This window comes from Aquimarina sp. EL_43, from assembly GCF_943422735.1.
Lineage (GTDB): Bacteria > Bacteroidota > Bacteroidia > Flavobacteriales > Flavobacteriaceae > Aquimarina > Aquimarina megaterium.
In genome coordinates, this window is the sequence record NZ_CALSBR010000001.1 from 1003677 (window position 1) to 1025116 (window position 21440).

Sequence of the window (21440 nt, forward strand, 5' to 3'; positions counted from 1 at the left end):
TTTGGTTATTTTTGAAAGTCCTTTGTAAGGGATGATTTTCTTGAAATACCACTTTTTATGTACTTAGTTTTTGATACTGAAACCACCGGGTTACCCAAACGATGGGATGCCCCTATTAGCGATACCGATAACTGGCCAAGATGTATACAAATCGCATGGCAGTTACACGACGCTATGGGAAACTGTATCGAACATCAGGATTACCTGGTACAACCTGATGGATTTAATATCCCATATGATGCAGAAAAAATTCATGGTATCTCCACTGAGTTAGCAACACAAGACGGGATTACACTACAAGAAGTATTAGATAAATTTAATATTGCCCTATCCAAAACTAAATTTGTTGTCGGACAAAATGTTGGATTTGATGTTAATATTATGGGTGCAGAATTCTACCGCCTTGGCCTAGAAAATAATTTACAAGAGCTTCCTGTTTTAGATACCTGTACCGAAGTCACGGCAGAATTATGCCAAATCCCGGGAGGTCGTGGAGGTAAATTTAAACTCCCTACACTTACAGAACTTCATCAACACCTATTTGGCACTGCATTTGGCGAAGCACATAATGCTACTGCCGATGTAGAAGCTACTACCCGATGTTTTCTTGAATTGATCCGTAAACAAGTTTTTACCATTGAAGAACTTGATGTAGCACCAGATTATTTTCAAAATTTCGTAGAGGCTAACCCTCAAACGATTCAGCTAATAGGTTTAAAACACATAAATCTCAAAAAAGCTTCTCAAAAAATCCAAGAAGCTCTTACAAAAAAAGGAGATTCTGACTTATCCCAACAAGAGATCGATGATAATATTGCTGTTCTGGATAAAGTTGACTTTGCCCATCTGCATAATCATACTCAGTTCTCGGTATTACAATCAACAACCAGTATCCCTGATTTAATAAAAGTAGCTGCACAACATAAGATGAATGCTGTCGCCATGACAGACCATGCCAATATGATGGGAGCTTTTCATTTTGTTCAGGGAGTCTCTAATCACAATAAAACTGTAAAAGCAGCTAATGCTGAAGCAATAGAAAATGGACAAGAACCCGAAGGTATAGAAATGAAGCCTATCGTAGGCTGTGAGTTCTTTGTTTGCGAAAATCACACAGATAAGTCCAGAAAAGATAACGGATATCAAATAGTACTGCTAGCCAAAAACAAAAATGGGTATCACAATCTGGCCAAAATGTCTTCTACCGCTTTTGTTAATGGTTTTTATTATGTTCCCAGGATTGACAAAGAAGTCATCAAACAATATAAAGAAGATGTTATTGTCCTTACCGGAAACTTGTATGGTGAAGTTCCTAGTAAAGTGCTCAATATTGGAGAAAAACAAGCTGAAGAAGCATTACTATGGTGGCATCAGGAATTCGGAGATGATCTCTATATCGAGATTATGCGTCATAACCAAGAAGATGAAAATAGAGTAAATCAGGTATTGATTCAATTTGCCAAAAAACACAACATTAAACTCGTTGCCTCTAACAACACATATTACTGTGAAAAAGAAGATGCTAATGCCCACGATATTCTTTTATGTGTAAAAGACGGAGAAAAACAAGCTACTCCTATTGGTCGTGGTAGAGGATATCGATACGGATTACCCAATCAAGAATACTATTTTAAGTCTCAGAAAGAGATGAAAAGCCTTTTTAAAGACTTGCCTGAAGCCATCATAAACATTCAGGAAATTGTAGATAAAATAGAACCTTTTGAGCTTGCCAGAGATGTATTGTTACCAGCTTTTGATATCCCAGAAGAATTTCAATCTGAAGAAGATTTAATCGATGGTGGCAAGCGAGGGGAAAATGCATATCTACGACATATCACCTATGAGGGCGCAAAGATTCGTTACAATGAAATTACTCCTGAAATAGATGAACGTCTGGATTTTGAATTAAAAGTAATTGAAAAAACCGGATATCCGGGATATTTCCTGATTGTAGAAGACTTTATTCGTGCAGCTCGGGATATGGGAGTCTCTGTAGGCCCCGGTCGTGGATCGGCAGCAGGATCAGCAGTAGCTTATTGTCTATGGATCACTAATCTCGACCCTATTAAATACGATTTACTTTTTGAGCGTTTTTTAAATCCAGATCGTGTAAGTATGCCCGATATTGATATTGATTTTGATGATGAAGGTCGAGGTCGTGTTATGGATTATGTAATCGAAAAATATGGCGCAAATCAGGTAGCACAGATCATTACTTACGGTACAATGGCGGCAAAATCTTCTATACGAGATACTGCACGAGTACTAGACCTTCCTCTTGGTGATGCAGATCGTATTGCAAAGCTTATCCCTAACATGTCGAAACTCGGAAAGATTTTTGGTGTAGACGAAGCTATATTAAAGAAAAAATTTAGAAGTGATGAGTTAGAAAAAGTTAACGAACTTCTTAATATTGCCGAAGGTAGTGACCTTGAAGCAGAAACACTTAACCAGGCAAGAGTATTAGAAGGCTCTGTTAGAAACACTGGGATTCACGCCTGCGGTGTTATTATCACACCAGACGACATTACCAAATTTGTCCCCGTAGCATTAGCTAAGGATTCTGATATGTATTGTACACAGTTTGACAACTCTGTGGTAGAAAATGCCGGGTTGCTAAAAATGGATTTCCTGGGGTTAAAAACATTAACCTTAATTAAGGATACTGTTAAGATTGTAAAAGCAAAACATGGAGTAGAATTAGATCCCGAAAATTTCCCTCTTGACGACGAAGAAACCTATGCTCTTTTCCAAAGAGGAGAAACTGTTGGGGTGTTCCAATATGAATCTCCCGGGATGCAAAAATACATGAAGGAACTTAAGCCTACTGTTTTTGCCGATCTTATTGCAATGAATGCCTTGTATCGCCCAGGACCATTAGAATATATCCCTAGTTTTATCAATAGAAAACACGGTACAGAGGAAATTATCTATGACCTCGAAGCTTGTGAAGAATACTTAAAAGAGACTTACGGAATTACAGTGTATCAAGAGCAAGTGATGTTGCTTTCGCAAAAGCTAGCAAATTTCACCAAAGGTGAAGCCGATGTACTTCGTAAAGCAATGGGTAAAAAACAGAAAGCAGTACTTGATAAGATGAAGCCTAAGTTTATAAAACAAGCTTCAGAAAAAGGCCATGCAGAAGACAAACTAGAAAAAATATGGAAAGACTGGGAAGCTTTTGCTGCTTACGCATTTAACAAATCTCACTCTACCTGCTATGCCTGGATTGCATATCAGACAGCATATCTTAAAGCACATTATCCCGCAGAATATATGGCAGCTGTGCTTTCTAATAACATGAACGACATCAAACAGGTTACTTTCTTTATGGAAGAATGTAAACGCATGAAGCTAGATGTTCTTGGACCCGATGTAAATGAATCCTACCGTAAATTTTCGGTAAACAAAGATGGGGCCGTTCGCTTTGGAATGGGAGCTATTAAAGGAGTAGGAACTGGCGCTGTAGCCACCATAGTAGAAAGCCGAAAAGAAGACGGACCATACAGATCGATCTTTGACCTCGCTAAACGTATCGATCTTAGGGCAGCTAACAAAAAAGCATTTGAAAGCTTAGCTTTGGCAGGAGGTTTTGATTCCTTTTCTGAAACCCATAGAGGACAATATTTTCATGAAGAAGGAGATGGTGTCACTTTCTTAGAAAAAGCAGTACGATATGGATCCAAATTTCAGGAAAGTGAAAATTCTTCACAAGTTAGTTTATTCGGAGAGTCGAGCGATGTACAAATCCCAGAACCCATTGTACCACCCTGTGAAGAATGGGGAACAATGGAAAAATTAGCCCGAGAAAAAGAAGTAGTAGGAATATATCTTTCTGGTCATCCGCTAGATGATTTTAAATATGAAATGAAATATTTCTGTAATGGTACCTTGCTTAATTTTGCAGATCTCGAAAGCAACATTAATCGTGAAATTTCTTTTGGGGGAGTAATTTCTAACGTAGAACATCGCACATCCAAAAACGGTAAAGGCTGGGCTACATTTGTGATAGAAGATTATAACACAGCCCATGAATTCAGAATTTTTGGCGAAGAGTATTTAAAACATCGTCCTTTCCTGGTTAAAAGTACATTTGTATATGCCAAAGCTTTTATTAAAGAAGGCTGGGTAAATCGTGATACAGGCAAAAAAGGAGATCCAAGGATACAATTTAATAGTTTCCAACTACTACACGATGTGATGGAAACCTATGCAAGAAAGCTTACAATTCAAATGGATATTAATGAGCTTTCTGATTCTAGAATAGACAACCTAAAAGAATTACTAACAGAACATTCGGGAAATCATACACTTAATTTTGTAATCTACGAAATGGCCGAACAATTAAAATTGCACATGCCTAGTCGAAAACAAAAAGTAAACATTTCTCAAGAATTACTCATAGCTCTTGAGGATGAATCCATCTATTATAAGTTAAATTAAACTATCTATATACAGAAGTAGTTTGTGATTTATGAAAAAAACTGGTAATGAAAAAACAGTTAAGTCGAATATAATTTTCTTATTCCTAGAAAACTACCAGAAACTTATCGCTTATTACTTTTCTTGTCATAAGTCAAGAATTTTGATTTGGGAACCTACTACATTTGTTTTGATTATATGTTGTAACAAAAAACATGTACTCAAATAACACCAAGTACAATTGCTCATAACACTATATAATACGCAGCAATTTTGTTAGGTATAAAACTCTGTTATGTTAGAAAATTTAGCTCCCTATATTTCAATTATTTTTATTATCACCACGTGTATTACTGTTTTTTTATTTTACAAAGCATCGCATAGTTCAAAAAGAGTTTTGTCTCTTATTATAATATGGGCAAGTATACAGGCGATATTAGGATATTCATCTTTTTATTTAGATACTTCATTACCTCCTCGCTTTAGCTTAGCTATTATTCCTCCTCTACTATTTATCATTCTCTTGTTTTTTATACAAAAAGGAAAGACATTCATTAGTAAGCTTAATATCAAAATACTCACATTACTCCATACTATAAGAATACCGATAGAGTTCGTATTATACTGGTTATTTTTACACCAATCTATACCAGAACTCATGACTTTTTCGGGTAGAAATTTTGATATTCTTGCAGGAATAACAGCTCCATTTATATACTATTTTGGATATATACACAAAATCGCCTCTCCCAAATTTCTATTAGGATGGAATTTGGTATGCTTATTCTTATTATTATTTATAGTTGTAAATGCTATACTTTCCTTTCCTTTCCCATTTCAGCAGTTTGGTTTTGATCAGCCTAATATTGCTTTGTTGTATTTTCCATTTGTTTGGTTAGCATCAGTAGTAGTTCCTATTGTATTATTTTCTCATCTGGTTTCAATACAACATCTATCCAAACAACTTAAAATTCTAAAATAATTAAGCTCATATCACTCATTTTTGAGATGTAATTTGCTATAAAGTAATACTTTCATATTATATTTGGTATCAGAAAACCAAATAACCCTATAGTCAAAACAAATATTACTGATGTAAGCTTTGGTAGAATTATTGACTAATTTTGTGAATATTTAAAATAATAAGAATTTTTAAACAATAAATAACTATGGCACTAGAAATAACAGACGCTACTTTTGACGAGGTAGTACTTAAAAGTGACAAACCTGTATTGGTTGATTTTTGGGCAGCTTGGTGTGGTCCATGTAGAATGGTAGGCCCTATCATCGAACAAATTAGTGAAGAGTATAATGGAAAAGCCGTTGTAGGCAAAGTAGATGTTGATGCAAATCAAGAATTTGCTGCAAAATACGGTGTAAGAAATATTCCTACAGTATTGGTTTTTCAAAATGGAGAAGTAGTAGGACGTCAGGTAGGAGTTTCTCCTAAGAATGTATATGCAGAAGCATTAGACTCTCTTTTGTAGAAGAACATTATTAAAAAATAAAAAAGGTTTGGCTATATGTCAAACCTTTTTTTTATGAATACTAATTTTGTAATACGTATATTGTTATCATTAATATATTAAGGATATAGATCTTCGCTTTTTATAAAAGAACATTACCTATGGACATTCAAAAAGAGATTAATAAAACTGGAGGGTTTACTAACCTGGAGCTACTTGCAAAGCAAGTCGTAGAAGGTTTTATCTCTGGCATGCATAAGAGTCCTTTTCATGGTTTTTCTGCAGAGTTTGCAGAACATAAAGTGTATAATAACGGAGAAAGCACTAAACACATAGACTGGAAACTTTTTGCCAAAACAGATAAACTATTTACCAAGCGGTATGAAGAAGAAACAAATCTAAGATGTCATATCATTATCGACAATTCTTCTTCTATGCATTACCCTTATGTAAAGGAGCATCACCTGGGCTCATTAAACAAAATTAGTTTTTCGGTGTTAGCAACGGCCTGTTTAATGAATATTCTTAAAAAACAACGTGATGCTATTGGATTAAGCATTTATAGTGATGAATATGATTATTATGCTCCAGAAAAAGGTAGTGAGAGACATCATCAAATGCTACTTAACCAATTAAATAAAACTATAACGAGTACCTCCAAAAGCAAAAATACGGATACGTTTAAGTTTCTACATCTGATTGCCGAAAAAATACATCGTCGATCATTGATTTTTTTGTTCACAGATATGCTACAAGCGACCTCTAATCCCGAAAAATTATTTGAAGCTCTTAGACATCTTAAATACAACAAACATGAGGTTATTCTTTTTCATACATTTGATAGTGAGAAAGAATTAAATTTTGATTTTAGCAACCGACCTACTCGATTTGTAGATGTAGAAACAGGTGATCATATCAATTTATATGCCGATAACATAAAAGATAATTATCAAAAAGCAGTATCTTCTTATTTTTATGATTTAAAAATGAAATGTGCTCAATATGGTATAAAATATGTTGAGGCCGATACCACAAAAGATTTTGATAAAATATTAACCACTTATTTTGTTGAAAGACAGAAATTTATATAAGTTAACTATTTCAAAAACAAAAAAAACAAAAAAAACATTTGCAGGTAATAAAATGAGGTGTATATTTGCATCCGCAATAAGGCTTTGGTCTGGTAGTTCAGCTGGTTAGAATACCTGCCTGTCACGCAGGGGGTCGCGGGTTCGAGTCCCGTCCAGACCGCAAAATTGCAAAAAAGCCTCAATATTTGTTGAGGCTTTTTTTAGCAAGAAAATGTTGTGTTGTCTCACGTTTAATGTGAGAATGGTTTAGTAGTAAACCGATGAGAAGCTTTTCCATAAATTTGGAGAGGCTTTTTTTAATTCAATATAAAATGAATCCAATATACACAGTATACATAATTCAAAGTTTGAAAGATGATTCTTTTTATATCGGATACTCTGCTAATATTGAAGAAAGAATAAACAAACACAATAATGGAAACAGTAGATATACTTCTAAAAAAATTCCGTGGAAACTAGCATATACCGAAGAGTTTTCTTCAAAAAGTGATGCAATCAAAAGAGAACGTTTTCTTAAAAACAGAAAAATAAAAATTTCTACCTCAGGTTAATTCAAAATAAAAATTGACATCGCGGGTTTCCCGAGTCCTCGGGATCCAGACCGCAAAATTGCAAAAAAGCCTCAATTTTTGTTGAGGCTTTTTTTAGCAAGAAAATGTTGTGTTGTCTCACACTTAATGTGAGAATGGTTTAGTAGTAAACCGATGAGAAGCTTTTCCATAAATTTGGAGAGGCTTTTTTTAATTCACAAAAATTTCTCTTTTTCTAATCAAGTTCAAAACAAGAACACATAATCATAATTTCAACAATTAATCATCTAAAATTCACTGTATTCTGGGGATTTCAACGCTTTTTTTATGCTTACCTTAGACCTGCATAAAATTTCAAAAAAATGAAAACCAATATTAGTTCTGTTTTATTTTCGTTAGCCATAGTTATTTCTTCTATAGTTTTAGGGAATGCGTATATGAATCGCAATAAACCCGAAAGAACAATTGCAGTAACAGGTCATGGTACCACCAATTTCACTTCAAATCTTATTGTTTGGGAAGGAGAATTCATCAAAGCAAATACCGACCTGCAACAAGCGTATAACGATCTTAAAGAAGATAAAAAAACGGTTACCGATTATTTAAGTGCTAACAGTATCGATATAAAAACTGTAGTTTTTGATGCAGTGACAACCAATCGTATTACAAAATCAAATTACTCTAGTACTGGTAATTATCTTGGTGAAAGCTTTACAGGATATCAACTATCGCAAACCATAAAAATAAACTCTAATGAAATCGAAAAGGTTGAAAAAATATCTAGAGAGATCACAATATTATTAAACAAAGGAGTTCAGTTTTCTTCAAAAAAACCACGATATTACTATACAAAACTAGCAGAGCTAAAAATCGAAATGATTTCAAAAGCAACCGAAAATGCGCAATTAAGAGCAGAAAAAATAGCAAAGAATTCTGGATCAACACTCGGCGAGCTAACTCTTGCCAAAATGGGTATTTTTCAAATAACTGGTAAATATTCTGGAGAAGATCATTCCTGGGGTGGAGCACTAAACACTTCTTCAAGAGAAAAAACGGCTTCTATTACCACAAAACTTATCTACACGCTAAAATAATGTAATTATAGTATTTGCACAGGAACTTAAAACAGTTCTCCCCAATTCTCCCATACTTTTACAAAAAAGAATATAAGGAATCCTACAGATACGATAAACTTAAGAAATGTACCAGCCAAAAAACCAATAAAGGAACCAAAAGCAGCCTTTAATGCTTTTGAAGACTCACTACTATCTCTTATAAGTTCACCAATAAAAGCTCCTGCAAAAGGACCTATTATGATACCAAAAGGCCCCATAAAAATGATCCCAATAATAAGGCCAATAGAACTACCTATCATCCCATATTTGGTACCTCCAAACCGTTTTGTACCCAGAGCAGGAACGATATAATCAAGAACCCAAACCACTATAGATATCCCTAAAGTAATTCCTAAAAAAGTCCAGTTTTGTGGGATAGCATCTGTAAAATGAATAATCAACAACCCTATCCACGAAGTAAACGGCCCAGGTAATACAGGAAGAAAACTTCCTACCAAACCCAGAAGGCAAAATAAAAATCCTATGATGATTAACGCTATATCCATACTCTTTATTTATATGACGAAAATGTTTCTGATTTGTTACGCCAATATCAATTAACAATGCGTTTCATCTATTAATGCTTTCATATCTATTTTAATACATTTTTATTTTATTTTTTTGCTCCGGCAAATACAAATAAACCTATAATTGATTTAAAACTACCCCAAAATTATGCGATCTTTTTTAGTATTACTTTTTGGATTGATGATATTTTCGGCATCTTTTTCCCAAAATAATCCAATTCTAAAATGCAAAGATTCGACCAATGAACGCATAAGACAAAACTGCATTATTACCGTAATACAAGAATTTGTAGATGCCAATTATAATATTGCCGAAATAACACCATATGCAAAACCAGGAACCAACAGAGTGTACGTGCGATTTAAAATCGATCAAATTGGTCGAATAGTTGATATCCAGGCAAAGTCATCAACTATGGAGCTAGAATTAGAAGCCATAAAAACTCTACAATCTTTTCCGTATACAATTCCAAAATCGGAAAAAACCTCTTCAAAAGAGAAAGAAATTTTTGAAGACGTATATACCTTACCTATTGTATTTGAAGTACAAACAACAGAGGTCAACTTATCTTCACAAAAACGAATAACGGGTAACGATTAATTCTGAATCTTAGTTTTTTAACACACATCCTATCCTCATTTTTTTAACTAAAAAATTAGTTTAAACTAATTTTTTAGTTATATTTGTTTTATAGAACTAAGTTTTTAGTTAAACTATTTTCACTTTACTGAAACAAAATTTAATAACAAATAGATGAAACAACTCACAAAAGCAGAAGAAGAAGTAATGCAGTGGTTATGGCAACTAGAAGAAGCTAATGTCGCTTCTATTATTGAGCAAATGCCAGAACCCAAGCCTGCATACAACACCATTTCTACCATCATAAGAATTCTGGAAAACAAAAAATTTGTTTCTCATCGTAAAAAAGGCAAAGGATATATCTACTTCCCTCTTGTTAAAAAAGAAGAATATAGCAATCAATCTCTCAACAAGTTGATGAACAATTATTTTAATGGATCTTTTAGAAATATGGTCTCTTTTTTTGTAAAAAAGAACGATATGGATATCAAAGATCTCGAACAGATTTTAAAAGAATTAGATAAAGAAAAATAGAAATCATGCTCTACTATCTTCTACAAACTGTTATTTTTCAAGTGCTATTTCTAGTGCTTTATGATGTTTTTCATAAAAAGGACACCTTCTTTAACTGGAATAGGTTGTATTTATTAAGCACCTCTATACTTTCCTTTATCCTTCCTCTTATCAAAATAAAAAGTATACAAGAAAACATTCCAGAAGAATACATCATCCAGTTACCAGCAGTATTTATAGGTCAACAAACAGGATCTGAAAACTTTTTTAAAACAATCACTAAGCTATACATTTCGAACCCTATAGATGGCATGAATTGGTGGCAACTGTGTTATGGAATTGGAGTTCTTTTTATGCTTATTTTATTCATAAGAAAAATAATAGTTCTTAAGGCTATTCAAAACAACGCAACTTACAATTACATTCGCGGTTATAAAGTCTACACCATACGAAATAGTAAAGATGCTTTCTCTTTTTTAAAAACAGTATATATTGGCGACCAATTAAATAAATTCGAGAAAAAACAGGTTATCACACACGAAATTGTTCATCTGCAAGAAAAACACTCTATAGATCTTTTATGGTTCGAGTTACTCAAAATAGTTTTTTGGTTTAATCCTTTAGTATATGTATATCAATTAAGAATAAATGTTATACATGAATTCATTGCAGATGCAAAAAGCATTAAAATATTGGGTAAAAAAGAGTACTATGAACAATTACTAAATACCGTTTTTGCCACTGAAAACATAAAATTTATCAATCAATTTTTCAATTATTCATTAATAAAAAAACGAATTCTTATGTTACAAAAATCAAAATCAAAAAAAACGCTGAAACTAAAGTATTTACTCTTATTACCTATAGTTTGTAGTATATTGGTATATACCTCATGCACAGAAGATTTAAGCAGTCAGGAACCTGAAAAAATTATTGAAAAGCAAGCAGATCAAAAAAAACCAATAGAACTTATTAAAGATCTAAAAGATGCTATTATGGTTACTGGTGGATTGACTGACGATGAAGAAGAAGCTTTAAAAATATTGCTTAAAAAAGATGGAGAGGATTTTTCAAAATACAAAAACCATCTTGGTGCTCTTGAAATTCCGTTTTCAATAATTGATAAAGTACCTACCACCAAAAGTTGTAACGGTACGATAGATAACTGGCAGAGAAAGAAATGTGTATCTAATGAAATTAAAAAGTTTGTAAACACCAATTTTAATATAAAAATAGCCGAATCTAATGGTCTAACAGGAATTAATAGGATTTATGTTCGATTCAAAATTGATAATACTGGTAAAATAGTCGATATACAAGCAAGAGGACCTGTTCCTGAACTTGAACAAGAGGCCAAAAGAGTAATACAATCTTTTCCTCAAATGATTCCGGGAGAGCATCAAGGAGAAAAAGTAGGGGTTTTATATTCGCTACCTATAGTCCTCATGATAGAGTAAAAGAATTAAAAAAAAAAACTTTTAACGCCTTTTAGAGTGTATCATTATCGTTTATAAATTTCACTAGCCAATCCATAATAAAACCAAAAATGATTAATCCTTCTCTCTTAAAAATTTCACATAGTTTGGTTATTCAACTTATGCTACACTAAAAAAAGTAATGTCTTTTTAACCACATTACTTTTCTTATATAAAACCGATACAAAACAACCATGGGTAGAACTCTAATATTTATCTTCTGCATAATCATTCATCAAGCCAAAGCTCAGTCTTCAGCCTTAACCATAGCCGATAGTTTATATAGTTTTGGGGATTATTCTAATGCGATTAAAAAGTATCAGAAAATAGTGCCTAAAGATCAATATATACTATTACAAATCGCAAAATCACATAGAGCCAAAGGAACTTATACAGATGCATTATCGTATTACAAACAAGCATTAAAAACCACGAACCTTACCACTTCTGTAAAATTAGAATATGCCAAATTATTAATGATCACGGGTAAACTAAAAAAAGCAGATAGCATGTATACAGACCTTGTTTTGAAGCATCCAAAAAATCCTGATTTTCAATATCGGTTAGGTGTAATCAAAAAAAGATTGAAAGATACAGTGGCAATCTCTTATTTTAAAGAAGCTTTTCGTCTAGACAGTACGCATCAGAAAAGCTGTTTTGAAATCTCTAAAAATTACCTGAAGAAAAAAAATTATGACATGGTCTGGAAAACAGCAAATATAGGTTTGCGTTCATACCCAGAAAATGTCGAACTCATAAGCATTTTGGGGCAGAATTTTTTATTTCGCAAAGATTATGATACCGCACTTCCCTATTTTCAAAAACTGTTTGATTTAAACCAGGAAAGTGAATTTATACATTCTAAATTAGGATTATGTTACAGCAAAACCTATGCATATGAAAAGGCGATTTCTCATTTTAATGAAGTACTAAAATATAATAACAAATCTCCGAATACATATTCATTACTAGGATACGCTTATCAACAGCTCAAAAAATATGACAATGCATTAGAATATTACAAAAAAGCACTTGCATTAAAAGATATACCCGTAGACGAGGATCTTCTTTCTATCGCATTAATATATCGGTTTCAGGAAAAATGGAAAAATGCCATACAGTATGCCAAATTAGCTATTAAAGAAGATCCAAATAATGATAGAGCACACTATCAATTAGCAATGTTTGCAGACGCACACTATCAGGATCCTGAAATTAAACTAAAATATTATAAAACCTACCTGAAAAAGTTTGACACCGATAAAAAAGATTATTTTAATATGATTGTCAAAAAAAGAATAGTTCAACTGGAAGAAGAAATCCAAAATAAAACCAAAAACAACTAATACTTCTCTCTCTTAAAAATTTTATGTAGTTTGGCTATCCGAAATAGTCTACGCATAATGAGTGTAAGGAATTGGTATATAGGTCTATTGGTTTTTACGTTGTTTTCATGTAAAGATTTTGTGCTTAAAAAAGAACATAAAGACGATATCATAAAAGAAGGATTAGAGAAACTAAATTGGAATGAGGTAGAACAACCCCCGCTATTTGCAGTTTGTAAACGAAAATCTGAAGAAGAGCTAGAACAATGCTTTCAGAATACAATCACACAACATATACATAACGATCTTATAAAACATACGATTACTGTAAAAGAAGCTGTTAATGATACCATCTGGGTTCCTTTACTTATAACCAATGAGGGGAAAATCATACTCGAAGATTTTAATTTACCGCCCGATATAGAAGCGCAAATTCCAGATCTAAAAGACCGTTTAGAAAAAAGTATTCGCTCTCTACCAGAGGTTAAACCTGCTCATACACGTAGCACACCTGTCACTACACTCTATAAGCTTCCTTTGGTAATACATATCGATTAAAGCTGTACTTATTCTTAATTGCGTAGTTTTGTAGTATAAAACATATTCTTTCTTTTGAGTAACGAAAAAATTATACTTGGTATTGATCCCGGAACCACAATTATGGGGTTTGGACTTATTAAAGTTCAAAATAAAAAAATGTCTTTTCTACAATTAAATGAGCTTCAACTTGGTAAGTATGACGATCATTATATAAAACTAAAACTTATTTTTGAACGTACTATAGAACTTATTGACACCTATCACCCCGATGAAATCGCAATAGAAGCTCCTTTTTTTGGTAAAAACGTACAATCTATGCTTAAACTTGGGAGAGCTCAAGGAGTAGCCATGGCAGCAGGGCTGAGTCGCGAAGTACCAATTACCGAGTATTCTCCAAAAAAAATCAAGATGGCAATTACCGGTAATGGTAATGCTACTAAAGAACAGGTTGCAAAAATGTTACAGAGCCTCTTACAACTCAAAACCTTACCCAAAAACCTGGATTCTACCGATGGTCTGGCCGCAGCAGTATGTCATTTTTATAATATGGGCCGAGCCAACATCGTTGGCAAAAGCTATACAGGTTGGGCGGCTTTTGTAAAACAGAACGAAAAACGCATAAAAAAATAATTACAAATTATGATTTTTGATGATTTCAAATCTATAAATCGTAATTCTAAAATCTATCAATATCAACGGTATTTATATCCATATTCCTTTCTGTAAGCAAGCTTGCCACTATTGCGATTTTCATTTTTCGACCTCAATGAAGAAAAAGGATGAAATGATTACTGCCCTATGTAATGAAATTAAACTGCGAAAACCAGAAGTTGACACTAACGAAACGATCAAAACCATATACTTTGGTGGCGGTACACCAACTGTACTATCAATAGATGAGTTACAGCGTATTATTGATGTGATTTATAAATACTATCGTGTTGCTGATCATGCAGAAATCACAATCGAAGCTAACCCCGATGATCTTACCGAAGAAAAAATAAAATTATTGACCAAAAGTAATGTAAATCGCTTGAGCATAGGTATTCAATCGTTCTTTGAAGAAGATCTCAAAATGATGAATCGTGCTCATAATGCTAAAGAAGCTAAAAAATGCCTCTCTGTGGCGACTCGTTACTTTGATAACATCTCGATAGATTTGATTTATGGTATCCCAAATATGTCAATAAATCAATGGAAACAAAATATCCAATTAGCATTAGATTTTAAAGTGCCGCATATCTCTTGCTATGCCTTAACAGTAGAGCCTAACACCGCATTACCAAAATTGATCGAGAAAGGAAAAATTCCTTCGATTGATGATGATTTGGCACAAAAACATTTTGAAATCCTCGTAGCGTCTATAGAAAAAGAAGGCTTTGTGCATTATGAATTATCTAATTTTGGTAAACCCGGATATTTTAGTAAAAACAATACTGCTTATTGGCAAGGGAAACGCTATTTGGGCATTGGACCATCTGCACATTCCTATAACGGAAAACAACGAAGTTGGAACATTAATAACAATGTAAAATATATCAAAGCATTACAACAAAATCAACTACCCCGAGAGATTGAAAACTTAACCGTTACCGATACTTACAATGAATATATTATGACAGGATTACGTACCATTTGGGGTGTATCTCTGCAAAGAATAGAAAAGGATTTAGGAGAAAAATACAAAGAGTATATTCTTAAACAAGCTCAAAAACATATCGACACTCATCTCTTATGCTTAGATGGTGATACATTATTGGTAACCAAAAAAGGAAAGTTTTTAAGCGATGGTATTGCAAGTGATCTTTTCTTACTAAATTTAGAGTAATTTTCTCCTTAAAAATAGTTGGAAGAACATATGATTACAACAATAGAACACAATAATCAGTCTTACAAAATTGATCTTTCAAAACCGTTAGATATATCCATTCCTTTAAGAGCATCGCAAGAAAATGTAAATGCCTGGTATATTGATTCCCCAAAAATTGAACCTGTAAGAGATGGAGAATGGATCGGAAAAGTATCTGAAGGCGCTTCAACCAACTTTAATAATATTTATTTCAACCCTCATGGTCATGGTACTCATACCGAGTGTGTTGGCCATATCACTCCCGAATTCTATAATATCAATGATGCATTAAAACACTACTTTTTTATCGCCGAAGTCATTTCTATCTTACCAGAAAAGCAAGAAGAAGATCATATAATCACCAAAGATCATATTGAAAATGCGATCACTTCTGTACAGCCCGAAGCACTTATCATAAGAACGCTTCCAAATACAAAGAATAAATGCGATAAACACTACTCTAATACCAACTGGCCGTATCTTACAGAAGAAGCTGCTACCTATATTAGAAAGTTGAATATAGAACATCTTCTCATTGATTTGCCGTCGGTAGATAAAGAAAAAGATGATGGAAAATTATTAGCCCACAAGGCCTTCTGGGACTATCCCAAAGCAACCCGACATCATGCCACCATCACAGAAATGATTTATGTAGATCCCAAAATCCCAGATGGACAATATCTTCTTAATCTTCAGATAGCATCTTTTGTAAATGATGCCTCACCAAGTAAACCTATTTTGTATAAAATGTTGTAAAAATGAAAACAACTCTACAGCTTGAAGAAATTGCAATGCTCGGATTAGGAGTATATTTATTTGGTTTATTACCCTACTCATGGTGGTTATTTTTAGCTTTATTCCTTATACCCGACATTGGAATGTTAGGATACATTATAAATAATAAAATTGGAGCATTCACTTATAATATATTTCATCATAAAGGGATAGCAATTTCGATATATGTTATAGGAATATACTTCTCGAACGAATTAATACAACTTTCAGGAATCATTCTTTTTTCGCACGCTGCTTTCGACAGGGTTCTGGGATATGGTCTAAAATATGAAAAAGGGTTTAAATTCACACATCTGGGCGAAATAGGTAAAAAGGGACTAGATTAAAATTTTTAACTAAAATATAACAATCTCTACAGACAACTTTTTTGATAGCATTTCATCTAGGTAATAGATCAAAGTTCAAAAATCATGAAAACAATACCATTTTCTTCCTTACTGAAATTTTTTAGTGTTCTTTTTTTATGTACTACTTTTTCATTCTCCTGTTCTGGTGATGATAACAAAAAAACAGATTCTAATACCGATTTGGCAAAGCTTAAAATAACGACTAAGCAATGCAAAGAACCGTGGTTACATGCAGAAGGAAATACATTAGAAAATAAAGTGTACAACTACCTAAAAGACTTAAACATCGAGCTTAAAGATTTCGAAAATATTACTCCAAAAGATATCGCAATGTGCGAAGCCTGCGAGGTTTGTTCTGGCCCTACAATTACTATAAAAGTAGGCAAAAATCATGTTGATCGTTTGATTAAAGAAGGGTTTTCTCTAATGGTTAATTAATATAAACACCTTTATTTTCTTAAACGATATTCTTCATATCTTTACGCCATGGAGTTATTGTTTATTGGACTTTTAGGGGGGGCTATTCTAGCCTATTTTATTTTTGCAAGATTTAGTGCCGCAAAAAATAAATCATCTGTACAAACACAATCTATTGTACTTAAAGAAAAAATCAAAAGCGTTTGCAAGTTAGTTACTGTTGAAGGCGATTTTGCTGAAATCTACCATTATGAAAGCGTAAAAGAAAAGTTTTTCAAATTACTCTCAGGAACCAAAAAAGCATTAATTATTATTGAAGCCAAAGCATATGTAGGATTTGATTTATCCCAAATAGCACTAGAGAGTGATACCAAAAATAAACGAATTATCCTTACCCATTTTCCGCAGCCAAAACTCTTAACTATAGAAACCGATTTTAAGTACTATGACAAAAAAGAAGGTTGGTTAAATCCTTTTACCTCTGGTGACCTTACAGATCTTAACAAAGAAGCTAAGCAATTTATAAAAGATAAAATCCCTCAGAGTGGACTCATGGAATCTGCAAAAAAAGAAGCCCTAACAGCTATTTCACTTATGGAAACTCTTGCAGGATCTATTGGATGGACATTGGATTATTCTGCTTTAAAAATCGAAAACAATAATAAAGACGCAAAACAGTTAGAATAAAGAGCAATGAGTATAGTTATTTCTACCGATAAAGAAAAATTAGATATCAACTTTATCCATGAGTTTTTAACTCGCTCGTATTGGGCAAAAGGAAGGACTAAAGAACAAATACAAACCACTATCGAACATTCGATGTGTTTCGGGATTTATCTCGATGAAAAACAAATCGGTTTTACAAGGGTGTTAACCGATTATGTAGTATATGCATACTTAATGGATGTATTTATTATAGAACAACAACAAGGAAATGGATATGCTAAGCAATTAATGCAAGCTGTTATGGGTCACCCCAAACTACAAACCATTCGAAGATGGATGTTACTTACAAAAGATGCTCATAAATTGTATCAGCAGTTTGGATTTGATAGTATAGACAACCCTTCATGGGTGATGGGAAAATTAAATATATAACCTTTTAAAAATGAACATCGAAGCATTTAGAGAATATTGTTTATCAAAAAAAGGAGTTACAGAAGAATTCCCTTTCGATGAAAGCACCTTGGTTTTTAAAGTAATGGGTAAAATGTTTGCTTTAACAGGATTAAATCGAATGCCTTTTAGTGTAAACTTAAAATGTGATCCTGATCGTGCTATCGAACTTCGCGAATATCACCCAGAAATAACTCCAGGATATCATATGAGTAAAAAACATTGGAATACTGTTAACTTTTCTGGTAGTTTACCTACTAATATGATACTCGAATTGATCAATCACTCTTATGACTTAGTAGTAAGTGGTCTGACCAAAAAGGTAAAACAAGAATTAGAAAATCTTTAATAGTAAAAAAACATTAGAATCATTGATAACCATCTCTAGGGATAATAAGGGAGTTTTGTAGTCCCAACCCTTTTTACAGAGAGGTATTCGACATTCTCATTTGATAAGTACAAAATGAACAACCCACAACAATTTTATAAAGAGCAAATTTCTCTTCATACTGTATCGCTAAAAAAAATAAAAAAACAACTTACCATCTCTAGTACTATACGTCTGTTTGTTTTTTTGGCAATAGTAGCCGGGATATACTTTGGGTATCCCAATACCCAGATTATCATTGGTAGTAGTATTATAGGAATTACAGCTTTTATATTTTTAGTAAACCGACATACCGATCTCTCTTATTCTAAAAATAAACTACAAAAGCTAATCGATATCAACACACTAGAGCTTGATGTTTTTGAAGGTGATGTAACAAAGCTTACTCCAGGAAAAGAGTATATCGATGCTACACATCCTTATAGTCATGATATCGACCTTTTTGGAGAGCAATCTTTTTTTCAATATACCAATCGCACAACTACCCTTGCCGGAAAAAACAAATTAGCAACTATCCTTAGTGCTAATGCTATTGATCATATCGAGAAAAAACAAGAAGCAATAAAAAACACCTCAAAACTCCCCGAATGGCGACAAGAATTTAGTGCCATTGCATCATTGGTTAATGTAACAGTTTCGGTTTCTTTAATACAAAAATGGTTACAAAACTACACCTCTTTTGTCCCTAAGGTAATGCGTAGACTCCCTACAATAGTATCTGGCATCTCGTTGATATTATTAACGCTACTATTTCTGGATATGATTACTTTTACTATGTTTTTGATTTGGTTTTTTATTGGCTTAGGGATAACCGGGACACAGCTTAAAAAAATCAACAAACTATATAGTAATGCCAATAAAGTAAAAGATACCTTTGAGCAGTATTATAAGCTAGTAGATAAAATTGAAAATGCGAATTTTGAAGCCGCCCTATTACAAGAAAAACAACAATTGGTAATTAGCGACAAAGAAAAAGCTTCGCAAACCCTAAAACAGTTTGCCAGTATTCTTAATGCCTTTGATCAACGTAATAATATGATGTTTGGAGTTCTTGCCAACGGATTACTATTATGGGATATTCTACAGAGTTATCGTATCGAACGATGGATTGCCAAAAATCATAATAAAGTAGCACAATGGTTCGAGGTTATTGCCTTTTTTGATGCGTATAATTCTCTGGGTAATTTTACCTTTAATCACCCCAACTATGTATACCCAAAGATAACATCAAACAATAGTATACTCAAAGCCAAAGAACTGGGGCACCCAATGCTTAATACTCATAAAAGAATAGATAATGACATTACTATAGACAAAGAGCAGTTTTTAATCATCACTGGAGCCAATATGGCTGGGAAAAGTACGTTTTTGCGTACCGTTGCTTTACAAATTGTGATGTCAAACATAGGATTGCCTATTTGTGCAAAATCATGCGAATATCGCCCTATTAAATTGATTAGTAGCATGAGAACATCAGACTCTTTAAGTGATGACGCCTCTTATTTCTTTTCAGAGTTAACACAGCTTAAAAAAATTGTAAATGCCCTAGAAAAAGATGAGTACTTTATTATCCTTGATGAAATCCTAAAAGGCACTAATAGTAAAGACAAAGCAGCAGGATCTCGTAAATTTGTAGAAAGACTAGTTAAGGCAAAAGCAACAGGTATTATAGCAACACATGATCTAAGTCTTTGTGAAATTGCATCAGAATTACATCAAGTAGAAAACCGCTTTTTTGATGCTCAAATTGTAAATGACGAGTTATTCTTTGATTATAAATTTAAAGATGGAGTTTGCCAGAATATGAATGCTTCATTCTTATTAAAGAAAATGGGGATTGTGTGATCCTGAAATCGAAAAACAACTATAATTTAGATAGTTATAGATAATAAAATATAATCTTAGATTTGAAGAATAAAACCATCAAAATAAGTATTTGATGTAAAATTTTCTAATTCTCAACTAGATTCAATACTAAACCTATGCAGAAAGAAGACCTGATTCAAACTCATCAAAGAATTGAGCCATATATTCATAAAACACCCGTGTTTAGCTCTCAATTAATTGATGAAATAGCAGAAGCAACTCTTTATTTTAAATGTGAAAACTTTCAAAAAACAGGAGCGTTTAAAATGAGAGGAGCTACAAATGCAATTATGCAACTTACCGAAGAACAGAAACAAAAAGGTGTCGTTACACATTCTTCAGGGAATTTTGCACAAGCACTTTCTCTTGCAGCTCTAAAATTGGGCATCAAAGCATTTATCGTAATGCCCTCTAATGCCCCTCAAGTTAAAAAAGATGCGGTTAAAGGTTATCAAGGAAATATCATTGAATGCGAACCTACACTAGTAGCAAGAGAAAATACAGCCAAAGAAATCTCACAAAAAGAAGGAGCTACTTTTGTGCATCCCTATAATGATATTAACGTTATCCTAGGACAAGGAACAGCTTGTAAAGAACTGTTAGAAAAACAACCTGATTTAGATTACATATTTACACCAGTTGGTGGCGGAGGCTTAATTGCAGGGACAGCTTTATCTGCTCTTCATTTTGGAAATGATTGTACTGTAATTGGAGGAGAACCTTTTGAAGTTGATGATGCATATCGATCTTTACAAAGCGGAGTTATCGAATCTAATTTGACTACAAATACTATTGCAGATGGGCTTAGGGTACAATTAGGAGATAAAAATTTTCCTATAATCCAGCAATATGTAAAAAAGATAACACGAGTTACAGAAGAAGAAATTGTAGAGGCCATGAGACTAATTTGGGAACGCTTAAAAATTGTTTCAGAACCATCTTCTGCTGTGGCATTGGCAGCTATGCTAAAAGAGAAAAACATTTTTAAAAATAAGAAAATAGGTATTATTATTTCAGGAGGAAATGTTGATCTAAATCAATTACCTTTTAGTCTTTAACCAATAAGAAAAAAATCTAC

22 protein-coding genes and 1 tRNA gene are annotated in these 21440 nt (G+C 33.1%); 22 read left to right on the forward strand and 1 reads right to left on the reverse strand.

What is annotated here, in order from left to right:
- Nucleotides 1-57 precede the first annotated feature (57 nt).
- The 7 genes from dnaE (at nucleotide 58) to NNL09_RS04635 (ending at nucleotide 8603) form a co-directional block, all read left to right on the forward strand.
- Entirely contained in the window at nucleotides 58-4443 is a 4386-nt protein-coding gene (gene dnaE, locus NNL09_RS04605) for a DNA polymerase III subunit alpha (RefSeq protein WP_196909264.1), read from the forward strand.
- Nucleotides 4444-4717: 274 nt separating this feature from the next.
- Nucleotides 4718-5404, forward strand: a complete 687-nt coding sequence (locus NNL09_RS04610; protein ID WP_196909265.1) for a hypothetical protein — start codon at nucleotides 4718-4720, stop codon at nucleotides 5402-5404.
- A 187-nt stretch (nucleotides 5405-5591) separates the two neighbouring features.
- Nucleotides 5592-5909, forward strand: coding sequence for a thioredoxin (gene trxA / locus NNL09_RS04615; RefSeq protein WP_025663434.1), 318 nt, complete (start codon nucleotides 5592-5594; stop codon nucleotides 5907-5909).
- 140 nt (nucleotides 5910-6049) lie between these two features.
- The gene (locus NNL09_RS04620) at nucleotides 6050-6979 is read left to right on the forward strand and encodes a DUF58 domain-containing protein (RefSeq protein ID WP_025663435.1); all 930 of its coding nucleotides are present in this window, start codon (nucleotides 6050-6052) and stop codon (nucleotides 6977-6979) included.
- Nucleotides 6980-7065: 86 nt separating this feature from the next.
- Nucleotides 7066-7139, forward strand: a tRNA-Asp gene (locus NNL09_RS04625).
- A gap of 151 nt (nucleotides 7140-7290) precedes the next feature.
- The gene (locus NNL09_RS04630) at nucleotides 7291-7530 is read left to right on the forward strand and encodes a GIY-YIG nuclease family protein (protein ID WP_196909266.1); all 240 of its coding nucleotides are present in this window, start codon (nucleotides 7291-7293) and stop codon (nucleotides 7528-7530) included.
- 341 nt (nucleotides 7531-7871) lie between these two features.
- Nucleotides 7872-8603 carry an SIMPL domain-containing protein gene (locus NNL09_RS04635; protein WP_025663437.1) on the forward strand — a complete coding sequence of 244 codons (732 nt, stop codon included), beginning with the start codon at nucleotides 7872-7874 and terminating at the stop codon, nucleotides 8601-8603.
- Nucleotides 8604-8629: 26 nt separating this feature from the next.
- Here the strand turns inward: NNL09_RS04635 and NNL09_RS04640 are convergent, their stop codons facing one another.
- Nucleotides 8630-9130: a DUF456 domain-containing protein gene (locus tag NNL09_RS04640; protein ID WP_025663438.1), complete on the reverse strand. Its 501-nt coding sequence runs from the start codon at nucleotides 9128-9130 to the stop codon at nucleotides 8630-8632.
- Between the two features lie 169 nt (nucleotides 9131-9299).
- On the opposite strand from NNL09_RS04640, the gene NNL09_RS04645 reads away from it, so the two are divergent.
- The 15 genes from NNL09_RS04645 to NNL09_RS04715 all read left to right on the forward strand — a co-directional run bounded on the left by NNL09_RS04645 (nucleotide 9300) and on the right by NNL09_RS04715 (nucleotide 21420).
- A complete protein-coding gene (locus NNL09_RS04645) occupies nucleotides 9300-9752 on the forward strand; it encodes a hypothetical protein (protein ID WP_196909267.1) in 453 nt (150 codons plus the stop codon).
- Between the two features lie 153 nt (nucleotides 9753-9905).
- On the forward strand, nucleotides 9906-10265 hold the full coding sequence (locus NNL09_RS04650) for a BlaI/MecI/CopY family transcriptional regulator (RefSeq protein ID WP_025663440.1): 360 nt from the start codon (nucleotides 9906-9908) through the stop codon (nucleotides 10263-10265).
- Between the two features lie 5 nt (nucleotides 10266-10270).
- Nucleotides 10271-11701 (forward strand): M56 family metallopeptidase, encoded by a 1431-nt coding sequence (locus NNL09_RS04655; protein WP_196909268.1) that lies wholly within the window; start codon nucleotides 10271-10273, stop codon nucleotides 11699-11701.
- 212 nt (nucleotides 11702-11913) lie between these two features.
- On the forward strand, nucleotides 11914-13065 hold the full coding sequence (locus NNL09_RS04660) for a tetratricopeptide repeat protein (RefSeq protein WP_196909269.1): 1152 nt from the start codon (nucleotides 11914-11916) through the stop codon (nucleotides 13063-13065).
- 57 nt (nucleotides 13066-13122) lie between these two features.
- Nucleotides 13123-13602 (forward strand): hypothetical protein, encoded by a 480-nt coding sequence (locus NNL09_RS04665; RefSeq protein ID WP_025663442.1) that lies wholly within the window; start codon nucleotides 13123-13125, stop codon nucleotides 13600-13602.
- 54 nt (nucleotides 13603-13656) lie between these two features.
- Nucleotides 13657-14214, forward strand: a complete 558-nt coding sequence (ruvC, locus tag NNL09_RS04670) for a crossover junction endodeoxyribonuclease RuvC (RefSeq protein WP_025663443.1) — start codon at nucleotides 13657-13659, stop codon at nucleotides 14212-14214.
- Between the two features lie 61 nt (nucleotides 14215-14275).
- On the forward strand, nucleotides 14276-15412 hold the full coding sequence (gene hemW / locus NNL09_RS04675; protein ID WP_196909487.1) for a radical SAM family heme chaperone HemW: 1137 nt from the start codon (nucleotides 14276-14278) through the stop codon (nucleotides 15410-15412).
- A gap of 30 nt (nucleotides 15413-15442) precedes the next feature.
- On the forward strand, nucleotides 15443-16189 hold the full coding sequence (locus tag NNL09_RS04680) for a cyclase family protein (protein ID WP_196909270.1): 747 nt from the start codon (nucleotides 15443-15445) through the stop codon (nucleotides 16187-16189).
- Between the two features lie 2 nt (nucleotides 16190-16191).
- Nucleotides 16192-16554 carry a DUF4260 domain-containing protein gene (locus NNL09_RS04685; protein ID WP_025663446.1) on the forward strand — a complete coding sequence of 121 codons (363 nt, stop codon included), beginning with the start codon at nucleotides 16192-16194 and terminating at the stop codon, nucleotides 16552-16554.
- A gap of 84 nt (nucleotides 16555-16638) precedes the next feature.
- The gene (locus NNL09_RS04690) at nucleotides 16639-17013 is read left to right on the forward strand and encodes a hypothetical protein (RefSeq protein WP_025663447.1); all 375 of its coding nucleotides are present in this window, start codon (nucleotides 16639-16641) and stop codon (nucleotides 17011-17013) included.
- A gap of 48 nt (nucleotides 17014-17061) precedes the next feature.
- Complete coding sequence (locus tag NNL09_RS04695; protein WP_196909271.1) at nucleotides 17062-17679, forward strand: DUF4230 domain-containing protein; 618 nt, start codon at nucleotides 17062-17064, stop codon at nucleotides 17677-17679.
- A gap of 6 nt (nucleotides 17680-17685) precedes the next feature.
- Nucleotides 17686-18090, forward strand: a complete 405-nt coding sequence (locus NNL09_RS04700) for a GNAT family N-acetyltransferase (RefSeq protein ID WP_035094633.1) — start codon at nucleotides 17686-17688, stop codon at nucleotides 18088-18090.
- A 10-nt stretch (nucleotides 18091-18100) separates the two neighbouring features.
- On the forward strand, nucleotides 18101-18457 hold the full coding sequence (locus tag NNL09_RS04705; protein WP_025663450.1) for an MmcQ/YjbR family DNA-binding protein: 357 nt from the start codon (nucleotides 18101-18103) through the stop codon (nucleotides 18455-18457).
- A gap of 114 nt (nucleotides 18458-18571) precedes the next feature.
- Nucleotides 18572-20341 carry a DNA mismatch repair protein MutS gene (locus tag NNL09_RS04710; RefSeq protein WP_196909272.1) on the forward strand — a complete coding sequence of 590 codons (1770 nt, stop codon included), beginning with the start codon at nucleotides 18572-18574 and terminating at the stop codon, nucleotides 20339-20341.
- Between the two features lie 137 nt (nucleotides 20342-20478).
- Nucleotides 20479-21420, forward strand: coding sequence for a threonine/serine dehydratase (locus NNL09_RS04715; RefSeq protein ID WP_196909273.1), 942 nt, complete (start codon nucleotides 20479-20481; stop codon nucleotides 21418-21420).
- Nucleotides 21421-21440: the final 20 nt, after the last annotated feature.

Excerpts from the sequence above, each read along its gene's own strand:
- dnaE (WP_196909264.1), top strand. The coding sequence starts at position 58 with ATGTACTTAGTTTTTGATACTGAAACCACCGGGTTACCCAAACGATGG.
- NNL09_RS04610 (WP_196909265.1), top strand. The coding sequence starts at position 4,718 with ATGTTAGAAAATTTAGCTCCCTATATTTCAATTATTTTTATTATCACC.
- trxA (WP_025663434.1), top strand. The coding sequence starts at position 5,592 with ATGGCACTAGAAATAACAGACGCTACTTTTGACGAGGTAGTACTTAAA.
- NNL09_RS04620 (WP_025663435.1), top strand. The coding sequence starts at position 6,050 with ATGGACATTCAAAAAGAGATTAATAAAACTGGAGGGTTTACTAACCTG.
- NNL09_RS04630 (WP_196909266.1), top strand. The coding sequence starts at position 7,291 with ATGAATCCAATATACACAGTATACATAATTCAAAGTTTGAAAGATGAT.
- NNL09_RS04635 (WP_025663437.1), top strand. The coding sequence starts at position 7,872 with ATGAAAACCAATATTAGTTCTGTTTTATTTTCGTTAGCCATAGTTATT.
- NNL09_RS04640 (WP_025663438.1), bottom strand. The coding sequence starts at position 9,130 with ATGGATATAGCGTTAATCATCATAGGATTTTTATTTTGCCTTCTGGGT.
- NNL09_RS04645 (WP_196909267.1), top strand. The coding sequence starts at position 9,300 with ATGCGATCTTTTTTAGTATTACTTTTTGGATTGATGATATTTTCGGCA.
- NNL09_RS04650 (WP_025663440.1), top strand. The coding sequence starts at position 9,906 with ATGAAACAACTCACAAAAGCAGAAGAAGAAGTAATGCAGTGGTTATGG.
- NNL09_RS04655 (WP_196909268.1), top strand. The coding sequence starts at position 10,271 with ATGCTCTACTATCTTCTACAAACTGTTATTTTTCAAGTGCTATTTCTA.
- NNL09_RS04660 (WP_196909269.1), top strand. The coding sequence starts at position 11,914 with ATGGGTAGAACTCTAATATTTATCTTCTGCATAATCATTCATCAAGCC.
- NNL09_RS04665 (WP_025663442.1), top strand. The coding sequence starts at position 13,123 with ATGAGTGTAAGGAATTGGTATATAGGTCTATTGGTTTTTACGTTGTTT.
- NNL09_RS04680 (WP_196909270.1), top strand. The coding sequence starts at position 15,443 with ATGATTACAACAATAGAACACAATAATCAGTCTTACAAAATTGATCTT.
- NNL09_RS04685 (WP_025663446.1), top strand. The coding sequence starts at position 16,192 with ATGAAAACAACTCTACAGCTTGAAGAAATTGCAATGCTCGGATTAGGA.
- NNL09_RS04690 (WP_025663447.1), top strand. The coding sequence starts at position 16,639 with ATGAAAACAATACCATTTTCTTCCTTACTGAAATTTTTTAGTGTTCTT.
- NNL09_RS04695 (WP_196909271.1), top strand. The coding sequence starts at position 17,062 with ATGGAGTTATTGTTTATTGGACTTTTAGGGGGGGCTATTCTAGCCTAT.
- NNL09_RS04700 (WP_035094633.1), top strand. The coding sequence starts at position 17,686 with ATGAGTATAGTTATTTCTACCGATAAAGAAAAATTAGATATCAACTTT.
- NNL09_RS04705 (WP_025663450.1), top strand. The coding sequence starts at position 18,101 with ATGAACATCGAAGCATTTAGAGAATATTGTTTATCAAAAAAAGGAGTT.
- NNL09_RS04710 (WP_196909272.1), top strand. The coding sequence starts at position 18,572 with ATGAACAACCCACAACAATTTTATAAAGAGCAAATTTCTCTTCATACT.
- NNL09_RS04715 (WP_196909273.1), top strand. The coding sequence starts at position 20,479 with ATGCAGAAAGAAGACCTGATTCAAACTCATCAAAGAATTGAGCCATAT.